The organism is Paraburkholderia phytofirmans (assembly GCF_046028095.1).
Taxonomy (GTDB): Bacteria; Pseudomonadota; Gammaproteobacteria; order Burkholderiales; family Burkholderiaceae; genus Paraburkholderia; species Paraburkholderia phytofirmans_A.
The window spans coordinates 252,987-267,445 of sequence record NZ_JAQQDJ010000004.1; the positions used below are offsets into that span (position 1 = coordinate 252,987).

General features: G+C 53.4%; 10 protein-coding genes. 3 read left to right on the plus strand and 7 right to left on the minus strand.

All coding sequences use genetic code 11. The features are described 5' to 3' along the window. Nucleotides 1–248: 248 nt before the first annotated feature. From PQR54_RS13775 to PQR54_RS13785, 3 genes are all read left to right on the plus strand, one after another. A complete protein-coding gene (locus PQR54_RS13775; RefSeq protein WP_408246462.1) occupies nt 249–2,426 on the plus strand; it encodes a hypothetical protein in 2,178 nt (725 codons plus the stop codon). A 284-nt stretch (nt 2,427–2,710) separates the two neighbouring features. Further along, entirely contained in the window at nt 2,711–3,514 is an 804-nt protein-coding gene (locus PQR54_RS13780; protein WP_408246464.1) for a hypothetical protein, read from the plus strand. Between the two features lie 853 nt (nt 3,515–4,367). Next, nucleotides 4,368–5,168, plus strand: a complete 801-nt coding sequence (locus PQR54_RS13785; RefSeq protein ID WP_408246466.1) for a hypothetical protein — start codon at nt 4,368–4,370, stop codon at nt 5,166–5,168. A gap of 214 nt (nt 5,169–5,382) precedes the next feature. On the opposite strand, the gene istB is transcribed toward PQR54_RS13785, so the two are convergent. The 7 genes from istB to PQR54_RS13820 all read right to left on the minus strand — a co-directional run bounded on the left by istB (nt 5,383) and on the right by PQR54_RS13820 (nt 14,370). After that, the gene (istB, locus tag PQR54_RS13790; RefSeq protein ID WP_408246468.1) at nt 5,383–6,171 is read right to left on the minus strand and encodes an IS21-like element helper ATPase IstB; all 789 of its coding nucleotides are present in this window, start codon (nt 6,169–6,171) and stop codon (nt 5,383–5,385) included. A gap of 2 nt (nt 6,172–6,173) precedes the next feature. Then, entirely contained in the window at nt 6,174–7,700 is a 1,527-nt protein-coding gene (istA, locus tag PQR54_RS13795; RefSeq protein WP_408247154.1) for an IS21 family transposase, read from the minus strand. Between the two features lie 232 nt (nt 7,701–7,932). Then, a complete protein-coding gene (locus PQR54_RS13800; RefSeq protein ID WP_408246470.1) occupies nt 7,933–8,922 on the minus strand; it encodes a hypothetical protein in 990 nt (329 codons plus the stop codon). Nucleotides 8,923–8,927: 5 nt separating this feature from the next. Next, nucleotides 8,928–10,946 carry an ORC-CDC6 family AAA ATPase gene (locus tag PQR54_RS13805; RefSeq protein ID WP_408246472.1) on the minus strand — a complete coding sequence of 673 codons (2,019 nt, stop codon included), beginning with the start codon at nt 10,944–10,946 and terminating at the stop codon, nt 8,928–8,930. Continuing rightward, a complete protein-coding gene (locus PQR54_RS13810; RefSeq protein WP_408246473.1) occupies nt 10,946–11,926 on the minus strand; it encodes a phosphoribosyltransferase-like protein in 981 nt (326 codons plus the stop codon). The genes PQR54_RS13805 and PQR54_RS13810 overlap by 1 nt, the downstream gene beginning before the upstream one ends. Nucleotides 11,927–11,960: 34 nt before the next feature. Further along, complete coding sequence (locus PQR54_RS13815) at nt 11,961–13,151, minus strand: DNA cytosine methyltransferase (RefSeq protein ID WP_408246475.1); 1,191 nt, start codon at nt 13,149–13,151, stop codon at nt 11,961–11,963. 721 nt (nt 13,152–13,872) lie between these two features. Next, nucleotides 13,873–14,370: a hypothetical protein gene (locus PQR54_RS13820; protein WP_408246477.1), complete on the minus strand. Its 498-nt coding sequence runs from the start codon at nt 14,368–14,370 to the stop codon at nt 13,873–13,875. Nucleotides 14,371–14,459 lie beyond the last annotated feature (89 nt).

A 14,459-nucleotide genomic window follows, 5' to 3' on the forward strand; every position in this document is an offset into this window, starting at 1 on the left:
TTCGACGCTATCGCGAGAATCTTCGACAATCGGATATCCTCGTACCTGGATGAAACCGCAAAGTCTTCGTAACTGCGCGCCGACGCCGGCAGTTGGGCTGTGTGTTTTCTATAGCGGTCGCTCGACCTTCGTAAGATTCAATTGGGTTTGCTATGCTGGCTGCGGTGTGGGACAAATGTTGATAGCCTACCGCGAAACCAACTCGCCGCTATAACGCGGTCTGCCAAGAAGAAAATTTTCAACAAAAAATGGGCTTCCAAGACCTGCTTTCCCAACTTTTCCGCGCGCCTCAGCCGCTTGACAGCTTCGCGAAACTCAAAGATGAAACTGGCCGATCCAAACCGAAAAAAGCCGATCTTGACGAGGCATTAAGCGAGCTTTCTGAGGCCATTGTTCGCAACAAGAAGGGCAAGGCGCTATCTGTGGCCCGAGCCCTGCTCCTGCTCCTTGGTCCCGACAGCTCAATTAAGCGAATCCGGCGGGAGGGCATATTTCGAGCATCTCGCCAAGCTTTTAGCAACTCCGTCGTTCAGGTCTTGATAACTGACTGGACCGAAAATGCTGTGATCTACGGTTTCAACAAAGCCGATATCAACTATCTTCGCTCGGCAGGTGCACTATGGACCTTGGCGCCTGCACTAAACAAGATACGGCGCTCGCTCGTAGCGCGGCTAAAATCGAAACGCGCTATGGCAATCAAAACCTTGCTAGCTAACGTTGATGCTGCATTCACTTTTGGCATGCCGGGCAACAGAGAGCTTCCCACCGACTCCCCGCAGGCCTACTCAAGTGAAAGCATGGCCGAGGCTTTCTCCTATCTCTTACGTCTTTTTCATCAAGAAGTCGGAGTTGAGAAATCGCAGTTCCGTATGGTTGACGACTCGTCTGTATTCGACACCTTCTATCAGGATCTGCTGTTAGACGCAGCAAGGGTCTGTGAGTACCTTGAAGCCGAAGTTTTGATCGACGCATTTCCTTACTCCGCCAGAGCAAAAGACTCTAGCGTTACTGTGAGCGCTGACGATCCCACGCTAGAAAAATCAATCAGGCTGGGCTATGTCCAATCGGACATGCAGAAAATGATTCGGCTACGAGGCTTGATCGACCATGAGGCCGGGAACAACAAAGAGATTCTGTCCGTCGCAAGCTTTGCCAAGACGTTCTACGAGAAGCTTGGGGAAGTGGTTGTCACCTTCGTTTCTGAGCCGGTACCACGATACACGATGACGCTGCCATTGATGGACGAACTTCACCAAATGTTCGCTGGAAACGGACTTTTCGTTGAAGACTTGTCGAGTATCGAGATGCTGGGAACCGAGGATTATGTTGGTCCCTCGAAGATTGTCGATTCTCCAGTAGTAGGTAATGTAACTGTAATCGATATCCTCAAGGTCCAGCGATTCTTTTACTTCATGCAGTTTGGATTGAAAGCGGCTATTGACCGCCACTTGCCCGTCGTTGAGCGGCCACGAATCTATTTGAATTCGTGCTTGCCGGTTTTTGAGCGCAAGAAGCTTATTGAGATTCTGCAGCAGCTAATCGGCGATGAGATAGCAGAGGAGATGCTACGGCTGTTGACGTGCGATCTCTCGTCTGAGTACGTGGACCTTCAATACACACCAGTTATCGTTTCTGGTGAGTGGTGCATCCTTTCCTTGGCGGTGCTTTCGGCGTCAAACCTCGTTCGAAATATTCTATGTCACTCCGCGAAGCGGCTGACAATGCGGAACAAGGAGGACGGCGACCCGATGCAAATTGCCCTTAAGGACGCGTTGCATCAAGCCGGCTTTCTTGTCGAGGACGAGGTCGACACGGGGACGAAGAACAACAAGCTTGAAGTTGATGTTTTGGCATATCGCGACGGGCATCTCTTTCTTTTCGAGTGTAAGAACTCGTTCCACCCGTGCAACGTCTATGAGATGCGTACGAGCTATGATCACATTGTGCATGCGGCTGATCAATTGACTAAGCGAAAAGCGTGGCTACTGGATCATGCAAACCAACGACGTGTGTTCGATAGACTTGCGTGGAAGGCAAGCGCGACTGACCGCGTGCACACATGCATCGCTATCGGAAATCGCGTGTTTAATGGCTACGATTGCGAGGGGCACCCAGTCAGACAAGTGCACGAACTCCTGAACGTTCTTCTCAGAGGCTATATCGTCATCGAAGATGTGACTCGTCGCTTGTGGAAGAGCGAAAGGCTTTCCGTTGCCGATGTCTGCTCTTATCTAGACGGCGAGACAACAGTTGCGGACTTCATGGAAAGCATGCGGACGTTGGACAGGACACTTTCATTCGGTGCTGCTGCGTTGACGTTCTCGAGCTACGTCCTCGATGCACATAAGCTGACAGGTCTTTCGGAATCCAAATACCCATCTGTCGGGTCCGCTTTGGAGTCAACCGATTCTTCGACCGGAAGTTGAAGCCTTGAACAAGCTGGTTGCAAAACCAGCTTCACAAACGTCCCCTATTGGAAAAATCCACCGGCCGCTCCGGGTCGCGTGCTGCCGATCCCGGCCGTGTGAGATTCAGGTGGTCCATACCATTTGCATGAGTCAGTGATCGGCCAGAAGGGGGCGCTCGCTGGACGGTGATAAATGGCTGAAACTCGGCTGCTACCGGTCATTCGACCAATTTGATTTCGGCTAGTATATTTGTCGCTTGATAACACAGAATCCCTTCATTTTTCTCGCCAATCAACAAGCGCATGAGCCAATTGGACTACGACATCACAAACTACGCCTGGCTTGATCACGAATCAGTTGGTTTTCCGGACAGCCACTTGCAGTCGCTTGAACTCTTCAGGGAAAAAGTTGTTCGACCCTCACTTCAAGCGCTTGATGCAGAGATCACCAGGCTTCATGCAAGCGACGAGCCGGCAGAAATCTTTATTACTGACGACTATGCTGAGCTCTTCCAAACGACCGTTGAGGGTTACCTAATCGCAGTGCAGTCGATGTGGGAACGTGGGCTGCGAGCGATGTTGATTCAGCGAGAGAGGAAGCTAACCAACACGCCTAACGCCCACGCTTTGGAGCGGGCAACTTGGGAAGGAAAGCCGCACAGCCTGCAAGATCACTTCGTTCGGCTGATGGGTGTTCCACTTCATGCGTTCGACATCTTTCCGGACCTCGACATCCTACAAAATCTGGCGAACGCTATCAGGCACGGCGACGGTGCTTCCGCACGGAAGGTGCATGAGCTTTGCCCGAAACTCTGGTTCCACTGGATAGAGCCAGGAGAAGTGTTAGTAGCAGGTCCCTACCGTATCGTTGGACCGCACGATGGCCCCAAGCATCCGCCCTTCGAAGCCATTACTCTGCCCGAACGCCTCTTGGAACAAATGATCCAATCAGCGATGTGGTTTTGGGAAGACATCGAGCACATGCGCTGTAATTCTTTCAAGCGAAAAAGCCCGATTGTGGTCGCCAAAATATCAACGTGGCAAGCCTGCCGCTTGCGCCGGTGCAGTGCGCGGGTCTGGCACCGTGCTGACGGCGCGTTTCCGTGAGATGCGGCCTAACTTAATCGTTGATCTGTTGAAAACATCATGGAGGGTTGCACACATCCTGCCGCTACTGGGCGTGCGCGTCGCGTAGATTCATCCTAGAGCGCCATCGCCGCAAGGCCATATGGGACGATGGCCGATGAGCTGTAGGTCACCAGCAGTTTCGGGTCGTCATCGAATCCGTCATTTTCGACATGCGCCGTGGCAGCCAGACAATAGCTCAGGTCAGCAGCGGCCGTCTATCTGGCCTTTGCGCTGTCATGAGGCGCCCTCACCGGGTTACGAACGCCGACCGGATATGCTCCTACGGCGGCGTTGCCGACAACTGCAGCAAAATATTTCCGGATGCGCCTCGCCCTACCGTATCAAGATTCCCCGATCTCGAGCCGTTAATCTTGGTCTGACACTGGGACAATCTACCTGCTGCCTTCGGGGCACGTCGGCGGTTGTACAAAAGGCGTTAGCAAGGCGGCACTCCTCGCGTAGAGCAAGCTGCGTCGTCGTCGGCTTGGAGAGGTCATGAATCAAGCTGTACGATTACACTCAAAAAAACATCGTTATGCATCCGAGATACTGGATTGAACTACTCGTATTGAGCTTCCGGCGGCCTGTCGTCCGTCTGGCCGTAGTGTTCGTAGGTTTAGTGGCAGCAACCAAGCTAGCCACTACCGGAAGTGGCTCGAAGTACCTTGCTTCTGCACTTTTGATATGGATGCTCACGCAGATATTCCACGAATGGCTAAAGTGTTGGTCGCTCTTCCGGTACAGGATTGGAAGGCGCTTCATGCGAGTAATGAAGGCCTTAAGGCCACTTAGGGAGGTTCCTCCCGACGTACCGATAATTTACGGCGGACTCATGATGTATTCGCTCGGGTCCCTTGCACTGGTGATGCTAGGACGGCGTTCGAATTTTCTCTCTACGTCCGCCGAGATTACAACGGTTGCAACCGCCGCAGCGTTTGGCGCGTGCAGGCACGGATATGCCACATTTAAAACTATAGCGAGATGGTGGTGGAGTAAGGCGCTGGGGAAAATTCTGTATCTTTCGGCAACAGCATTTTGCGTATGGCTTGGTCACGCTGACGCAACGCGAATCACTAGAAGCCTCGCACACGCTGACGCGAAGTACTTTCCAAGCTTTGTCGGCTTGCTGTCATCTTGCTGCTTTTGCTTGCGTTTTATGCAATGCGTGGCAGCGTTAGTGTTTCTTTGTGCACTTGCGCAGTTTTCGCTCAATTTTCCGAGACTAGTTTTGCGCAATACGGGCAATAGTTTCTCATGGTGGCGTGCTGGAGGACCGGGCAAGCTGCACCGCTGGTGGAGACGCATTCGTGACGGCAGCAACGTGGTCAGTAATCGCAATATTATCGCCGGGCCGCGGCTACGAGAATTGAGTGAGCTATTCACTCCGATTGCCCTCCTCATTGTGTCCGTCACCTTAGTAGTGGCGCCGCAGGAACTTATGAATGGGCCGGTTGCTCACGATTCTTTAATGCGGATACTTGCCGCTATGGAATATACGGCAGATGGAAGTTGTACTGATATTCCGGACGATATTCCTACCGTTCATGTTGACGAAGGCTATGTGTCAGTGGTCAAGCAGGTCAACGGCGAGCCTAGCTTTACACGACAGGTTTGTCGCCCGCGCGTAACGTGACAGGTCGAGTTGCCGACAGCATCACCGCCATAGCGCGCTGACATTTAGCTTCGCGAGAGAGCTTGACGCCGTGCTTAAGCATTAAGTTGACGGTTCGGAGCGTCTCTGAATACAGAGACGCTTCAGTTGTTGTTGCCTTTCGCCGTAAAGGAGCCGGGTGTTTCCGGCGTAATGGCGCCAGCGAAAGGCGCCTGATTCGGGGCTCGAACGGGGATCAAGAATCCTTGTTTTTATCTCCTTTCGCAAGTGCTGATTTGTTGCCCTCGGGCATCGGGCGTGGAACACGGTAGCTCTCGCCGTCGAGCACGACGCGGTACGCCGCGTGTCGCAGGCGATCAAGCGTTGCGGCGCCGAGCATCTTGTTGGTCGCGAACGCATCACCCCATTCCGTAAAATCAAGATTGCTGGTCAGGACGGTCGATGTACGTTCGTACCGTTCGGCGATCAGATCGTGGAAGTCTTCATCTTCGGGCGTGCGCATGGGTTTCAGTCCGAAATCGTCAATGATGAGCAGTGGCACCTTGGCAAGCGCCTGGAAGCGCCGTTCGTAGGAGCCGACAGCCTGTGCGTTGCGCAGCGCGCCGAGAAGCCGGGTCTCGGTCATGAACAGGACATCGTGACCTTGCCGGGCGGCCGCATGGCCCAGTGCCTGCGCCAGATGGCTTTTGCCCGTTCCGCATGGACCGGCGATCAGCACGCTGACCTTCTCGTCGATGAAGCGGCAGGTCGCGAGATCATGGACGACGGCGCGATTAAGATTGGGTAGCCGGTCGAAGTCGAAACCTTCCAGTGTCTTCTGGCCACGGAAGTTCGCGCGGCGCATGCGGGCGTCGAGCTTTCGATGATCGCGCCGTGCGATCTCGTCCTGGATGAGCAACGTCAGGAAGTCGGTATAGGCGAGCTTACGGTCGATGGCTTCACGGTTGCGTGCTTCGAGCGTGTCGAGGATGCCGGACAGTCGCAATTGCTTGAGGGAGGACGTGAGTTCGGGAATTGGATTCATGTTCAATGGATCAGAAGAGTCTGGGTATCGCGGCAGAAGCGGCCGCCGTGGGTATAGGTGGTCGCGCCCGATTCAACGGGTTCGGTCGACAGCCAGGTCTGATCGAGGCCTTTCTGCAGGATCAGCTTGACGGCTTTGTAGCTTGGCGTGCCAAAGTGATTCGCGCGACGGTAGGCCGCCTCCAGGCGCGACGCGCCGAACTGCTGGGCGAAGCGCAGCACGCCCTGTACGGCGCGCAGCTTGATGAGAACCTGATCGCCGAAGAGCGCGTGAACAAGCGCGTGGCAGGACGGCCCGATACGCTGCGCTTCTCTCAGGCACCATTGGGTGTCGTGCAGTTGCCAGGCCTGTGCTGCTGGCGGCATGTGATCGGCCACCGTGCTACGCGTTCCTGGCGCAGTCTGGCGGACATGCGATGCTGACAGTTCGTGCTCGTAGTAAAGCTGCACCATGGTGGCGGTTGCCTTGAGCCACAGATCTCTACCGGCAAGCCGGAACGGCACGGAATAGTAGGCACGCTGGAACTGCACATGGGCGTCGCGATGGACCTTCACACGCGCCCACGTTGCCAGCTCGGGCGGCACATCGGGAAGTGGCCGCAACAGTGTCTGTTCGACGTCGTCGAAACGCTTGGGCGGCACCTCGCGCGTCGTGCCATGCATCCGGGTGCTGGCCTCGTGCATCACCCAGGCTTGCGCTTGCCGGTTGGCGTCGTCAAGATCATGGAATTCGCGAAGAGGAAGGAAGCTCGACTTCACGTATTTGACGCCCGATTCGACAATTCCTTTTTTAGCCGGATCCCTCGGCGGACACGGATCGACCTTGAACGAATACCCTTCGGCGCATTGCGCATAGGCCCGCTGGACTTCGGGTTCGTAGATACAGGCCTTGACGATGGCACACTTGGGGTTATCTATGATGACGCGTCCCACTACGCCATTGAACCATTCGAAGGCGTGACGATGACATAGCAACCATGTGTCAACGCTCTGATCGCGGACAAACTCAACGTATTGATGCCGCGACCAGCACAAGGTCATCACAAAGAACCACGTCTTGTGGATCTCGCCGGTGTGCGCATCCGTGATGGTCGGACCTGCGCCGAAATCAACCTGTGCGGCTTCTGCAGGTTTGAACTCCAGCCGCATCGGTACATCCGGCGTGAGCTCCGCCTTCAACTGCTGAAGCAGCCTGTATACGGACGAGTAGCTTCCTTCGTAGCCGTGGTTGCGCACCAGCGCGCTGTGAATCGTCGTGCCGGGCACGCCCGCGTCGTGCCACTGGGCAATCTGTTCGCGCCACGGTTCGGCCGACGAGATACAGCTCGCGGGCAGGAACTCCCTGCGGCTGAACGCTGTCGCAAGCTGCGCGTCATCCGGCAGAGCGTTGCCCGGAGAAAGCCACCCGCGCTCGGATGCGATCTCCCGCACGGCCGCCAGCTTCTTACGGCCCATGATCTTCGACCGGTCGATATCCCGGTCAGAGTCACCCTGGCGCATTCGCACCAGAACCTGTCGATATTGGTACATCTCGAACTTCCTCTTCAAGCCACCCTCCGGAGCAAATGCGTGCCGGCAGGGTAGCGGTTGGCGAAGTTCGAGCGCCCGACTCAGACGCCAGTGGCGCCATCACGGCGAAAATCTACTGGCGCCTATACGCCGAAAAACTTGTGGCGCCTAAACGCCGAAAAGTCCCTGGCGCCTTTATGCCGAAAACGGTTTGGCTCCTTAACGGCGAAAGTTCACAGTTGTTGTGTGCATCTCAAAAGAGTACTTTTCCACGGTGTTTCAGGCAATACGCGTATATCTTTGGTCTACCAGTCTCATCTAGCGCTATCCCTTGCGAGTAGTTGACGTGATAAGACTGAGGTTGCGCGTAGATTAGCTCTGCCGTCCCCTCGAGCCGCATGGATGCCATTGCCATACCGAGAGCGTGTGGCTTTGGGCCAAGCGGGACGAGGTCTAGGTCGCGAAATTGTCCCCACGCATAAAGGCGTTCAAAAACTTCGAAAGCATCCATCCCATGAACGCGGTGAATCTCCGTACCGAACGGCTTGTCTGCTGGCATCAGCTTCGACAATAGGTACCAGTTTCTGCGAAAGGCAGGCGAAGCAGGCGGAAACGGAAACAGGAAGTCCAGTTTTGAGTTCCCCGCTTTTTCGAGAAGTCCTTCGATGCTAAGTGCCGTATATCCGACTCCCACAAACATACGCGGCGAGTTTCGTAGCCGTTGAACGCGGCCGAAGCCTTGGAGCGCAGCCGGAGGCAGAGCGTTTTCGCAAAGCGCAGCTTCTGGATACTGCTTAGCAGCGGCGTACGTCACGACAAGGTTCTGAACCTTGGCGCTATTTACTAGTTGTTTCAATGCAAATAGGAAGAAACGCTTGGGCAGCGTCGTGATATCAAGAACCACGGACTCAGAACCATCGGGGTTAAGTTGGTCCAACGAAAGTACTGACCCTAGTTGAGAAAGGAGATCCGCCTCGATGATCGCGGTGCTCTGCGCGCTCAAGGAGGCGCTGAGGGAGTCGAAGTTGGCCTTAACGACGGGAGCTGCTTCTGTCCATGATTCCGACGGAGGATTTGAGATCTTGTACAACGTGGATGATTTGATTCGAGGACCGTTCGAATTCATCAGATCGACGAGTGCGATGCACCGATCCTCAAACGAGGCAGAGGTTATAACATGCCATGCTTCGATGCCGATCTTGGGAAGCAGCCAGCCAATGGAGCCCCAGGGTCTCAGATTCATAGTTGTTAGATCCCCGGCAATCCAAGTTGCGTGTCGTCCTTAAATGAGCTTGATTCGCGGAAGGACTTGCTTTGCCGCTTTTGATTTGCATACAAAAGCTGAATTTCCTGCGGTGACGAATAGATAGGCTCCTTGGTTCTGATGTGGGGTATTCTGAATAATGGGCAAAGAAGGGGATGCAAGTACCACTTAAGCCGAGGCGCTTGGTCTCGATGCTTCGTGGTATGAGCTGACTCCAATAGATCACCGTGATCTCGACAGGATTTTATTATGGACACAATAAAATCTTCAGCGGAGATATCCGATTGCAGTAGGCTGAAGCCTGAGTGTCCAGGGTACGATAGCGCCTGGTCCTCAAGCATCCTACGCCTGAACCAACCTCCTAGCACAGTGACTAGACGGGTGCGTTGATCGGCTTCCAACCCCACCTGAATCTTTTTGAACCAAATCTGGCTAGCCTCGGTGATGCCGATAACTTGGTCATCTACGGAAAAGCGCGGAAGTGCTGATCTTTTATCAGCGTCTCCTGGATTGCGGCGCTGCCACGTTGCCCAAACAGTTTTGCAAATTGTCATAAAGGCCAAAATATTATGACCTGCGAGATCGATAATTTGCCTTTCGCCGCTCCAAACTAACGCCTGTTGCCGCTCGCCGGCTAGCTGCATAAGAGCAATCTCATTTCGTTCCTTCACCCACCATGGGCTCTTTCTCCACGGCAAACCAGTAGCTTGCATGCCATTCTGCGCGATCCGCCGGCGCTTCTGTATCGCTTGCCGCAACCACGCCTCACCGAAGCGAGCTTCCAACGGGTCACCGCCGTTCCAAAGGCTATCAAGATAGGATTTCCATTCGGGAGCCCATGATGACTCGGCTCGCACCAGACTTTTCGATCCGCCTATATAACGTCGGGCCCGATCAGCAGGTTCCATCGAGCGTCCAAACAACACCTCCATGTCGTTGCCATCTACTTTAAATCCCGCACCTTCCAATCGTTTTCGCAACACATCCTTCGCCAGCGTGGGGAATTTCCACTTCTTTGTGTGCTCTCCGCGACGCAAGATCGCGTCGAGATCGACTACGCTGTAATCGCGAAGTTCTTCCAGCGGAGCACCACTTCCCCAAGCAGTCAGATCCGCCTTCCAAGCATAGTGTCTCGTACCAATCCGATATGCGACCCGAGGGTCACGGCGGGCCAACGCCGAATTTATCACCTGCCTAAAAACATGCCCGAGCCCCGTGTGCCTCTCCAATTCGAAAAGTTCCTCGTGCTGATCTATCCGCAGGAGCACTAGTGTTTCGATCGGAAGAATCCCAGACTCGCGTAGAGCAGATGCCAATTCGGCCATGGGGACGCCAGCGGTGGAGCGGCTAGTCTCGATCTCGTCCGGCAACTTATCAATATTAAGGTTGAAGTAATTTTTGTGAGCGCGCAGCCGGTCTTCGAGACACTCGATCGCCCGATCGATCGTCGCGCATTTCTCATCGACGAATCCTGACCAACCTTCCCCTTTAAATAACGCTGCGAAGAGTGAGAGCTGACACTCGCCAGTTAGATTAACCGGCACCTCTTCCAAAATTTTGTGGTCTTTCGCTTGCTCTTGGGCTAAGTATGAAACATTTTTCAAAAGATCTAAGCAGAGAAGCGAATTTAAATAGTCAGAAAAATTGGCCGCAACAATATTTGCTCGCTGGTTCTCCGGCAATTCCGCTGAACGTGCAGCGACCAACGACGAATTTTCTCTTGATAGCTGCACGCCGGCCGAAATAAATTGCCGTTGTTTCAACGGTACAGGATACTTCGTTTGGCTATGCGCGTACGCTACTCTCGTAGATGTCTCCAAGAGATTCAGGAGCATGCTTTTTCCACTACCTTGTCTGCCTTTAAGCACAACATGGCCTCGAGAAAATAGCTCCTCCGTATCACTTACCAGAATCGGACTAAACATACGAACATAAGCCCATGGGTCCAATATCTCAGTTACCCACAGGTCATGAAATGGGTTATCGAATCTGAGCGTAGCCATTAGACTCTCCTCTTTCGGGGAAACAGTGGGAAAGGCCAAGTCTCGCTTTGTGCATGAAAAATTGGCGGAGTATTATTTGGGCAGTTGCTGTACGAGCTTGCTAAGCTACCGACCTTGTCGTATCCATAGGCCCCGCCATTTAAATTGAATCCGCCTTTTTTGTATCCATAATCCATAGCCTTTCTGAAACCGTCAAAAGATTTAGGTTCATTTTCGGATACCATCTCGCCAATCAGACATTCGGAATTAAGAACAACGACGGGTGAGTAGGTTAGCCGACCACCTGAGTCCAAAGCCAGTTGCCGCAGGATCTCATCGCCCGGATGACAAACAATGAGAGGGACCAAAAGGATAGGGCCGGGAAATGCCTGCAAGGCGAATTTCGCTGCTCTTTCACATTGCTGGCCGGATCCAACAAAGTCTTCGAAGAGTACTAGATATTTGATATTTTTCTTTGAGACGTATTTTTCAATTTTGTCCCGATCTCCGAGTTGTTTCAGGCTCAACCAGTCCGGCCTCAAAGATTGGCTATCGATGCCGGTTCGATGCAAGAGACTATTTATTCGCAAGCTGTCCGTGACCGGGCAAGGCCAGCAAAAGTTCGCCTCCGCTTGAAGAGCGGTCGGGAAGTCTTCGGCAAATATATCTAACCCAGCGTGATCGGACAGCCACCGAAGGAAGATGTGCTGGACGGCGCAGCGATATAGTTCGTCTGTCTCATGCTGCCCGACGAAGAAGAAATAGCGCAAGCCATGGAATGCACTCCACCTGTGCTCGGGTTGGTCAAATCCTGCCACCCACCGATCCAAGCGTAGGATAAAATCCATGCCGTCGTCTGCGGGGACGGCTTTAGTCGGCTCATACTGATTGAACAAAAACTCGGCCTGAAGCTCGTAGAGTTGCTTCAGGCGTACTGTTTTTTGACTGTATTCCACCGAGTACTGGATCCAACTGTCGATTGGACTTTCCGGATAATTCATCAATTTTCCCAAGACGGCAGAGATAACTAACCCATCATTTGAATAACGGTTTTATAGTGTCCGCTATGAATTTAGCCATGGGTGGCGGAACAGCATTTCCAATCATCCGATAACTATCGACCGGACGTCCGTCAAAAATAAAGCTATCGGGAAATCCTTGAATCCGAGCAGCCTCGCGCACCGTGAAACTCCGGTGTTCGGAGGGATGAAGAAAATATCGAGGATCTCCAAAACGAGTGTCGACTGTCAAGGACATCGAGTTCCAATCTAGCCTTCTATACTTGCCATTGAATGTATTGGCAAGATCGTAGGCGTCATCTATTTTTCGCATATAACCGCGACGAACTAATCCTTTAACAAGGTTCGTTGCACCCGCGCCAATTTCCCTTTTCAGAGAGGTAATCGAAACAGGGTCGGCGTCGCCTGTATCACGTATCCGTTCACGCCGCCTCAGTTTCATTGTCACGTGCAGCAGGGCGCGCTCATCGAGCGTCGTGCTACCGAACACCTCAGGGATATCCCATGTATGTATGGACGCTTTCCCGCCGCGAACATTGCAAAGTTTCTGACCTCGTCCTATACGTTTTGCGATTAGATAGTGAGACGAATCGCGGGCAAGTCGTCTCGGGTCATGTTGGGGAAGTCCTTGCATGTTGCTAAGTACATCCCCCAAAGTTTGAGCGTCGGATTCCGGCTCTTTAAAGTCCGGATCAGTTGACCCTGTCCATGCCACCATTATTACGCGCGAACGGAGCTGAGCTAAACCAAGATTGGAAGCATTGAGCTTTAACGTTTTGGTGTGGTAGCCTGCATGCCTAAGCATTTGCTCTAGCTGAAGCCAATACGCCTTATGCTCGCCAGATAGTGCTCCAGCGACGTTCTCTGCAATGAAAACGCGTGGCTTGACCGAGATTGCGAGCCGGCCGGCATGCAAAAGCAAAGAGTTGCGTGGATCATGAAGATCTCGCTTTCCCGCTGTCGAGAAACCTTGACAAGGTGATCCAGCGACAACTATCGCGGGTTTGCCATATTTCAGAAGCTGTTCTTTCGTTATATCGCGCAAATCTGCGACGACTCCAGCATCTCCCAGATTTCTTGTATGTACATCAATAACTTTTTTATCAATGTCGAAAGCTTGTACGCAGTTAAATCCGGATTCTATAAACCCAGAATCTAGGCCGCCACACCCCGAAAATAAGCTAATAAATTTTGGTTTTAGGCTCATCGCGCAATAGAAACTTTGAATTCTGGGTATTGTATTTTCCTATAGAATCTGGAATCTACCAAGCCATTAAAGCTATTGGCATACACTTAGGTCTTGAGTGTTGGGCCCCCGCGACACTTTGACCTGTCGGGAGCCCGGCCAAAGTGCTGCTGCGCTGCAAAGCTGATGTGGGCGAGCATTGCAATTCCTTACGGTGGGGACCAGATTGGGACAGAGACGCGGGGCGAAGCCAGCATAGCGTGACCATCGCGCAATGGCGTCCGACAGATCGGTTGGCTACGGATGCTACTGTATCTGCTTCGACGCGGTGGCGGGTGGCAACTGGGCTCCAGCGGTGCGAGGGACGCAGGTGCTGCTGTTGGAACGACCGTTGCTGGCGCAAAGCGCATCTTCTTGGAAAACGAATTCCTACTTGAGGTTATTTGGTCGCGCCCAGTGGGACCCTCGTAAGTCCGGCATCGAGCGCGTATGCTTCGGATAAGACTAAACAGATGTGGGGAAGCTATGCCGCCTGACAAATTGGGACGCTTCATGCGCAGCCAAGAGTTCCTGAATCGCGCAAACGAAGCTATCGCGCGCGCCGTACGTGATTTGCATTTGAAAGGGATTCGAACATCCTATCTGGATCGCGAGACCGGTCGAGTCGTCGATGTCGCTCCCGACCGGCCAAAGACAGCAGATTCCTAAGTTTTTCGATCTGCTGGGAATCCGTTTCAGTTGGCTAGAGGCGAAACAGGCGTGCGAGCCGTCCTTTTTTCGGCTGCAGCGCGCGCGTCTCCGATACGATCGGGGTCGTATCTGATTCTGCAGTCATGGCGCGCAGAGGGCGTTCACCAGACACCACGAGTTGGAGTGTTTCGGCGGAGTAGTCGAATTTCTTGCCACCTGCGACCCACATGTCGATGGGAGGCCACGCGCCAGTCACAAAGTAGTATGCGAGTTTGCGCGGATCGTACCAATGGTCGCTCGCGAATTTGACCAACTCCCAGTAACGCGTGCTCTCGTAGGGGGTACCAACGTTGTCAGTTCTGCGGCAACGCCACACAGCATCCTCTCCGGCGTTACCTGCGTCGCAGTCAATACGGTACGTGAACGAGCCTGTCCCTGGATCGTATGCGATACGCTCTTTGATGTCCGCGAGGGGGCGAATGTTGCGCCGGTCCTTTACCCCTTTGATCTTCGCCGTCGCAGTGACGGTGAACAGTTTCTCTCGCATCATGTTGTACTTAACCTATTCGAAGTGCTGCGATTCTAGGTTGTTCGGCTCATTCCGACTCACAAGTTACTGACGAATCTGCCTGAGGCGGA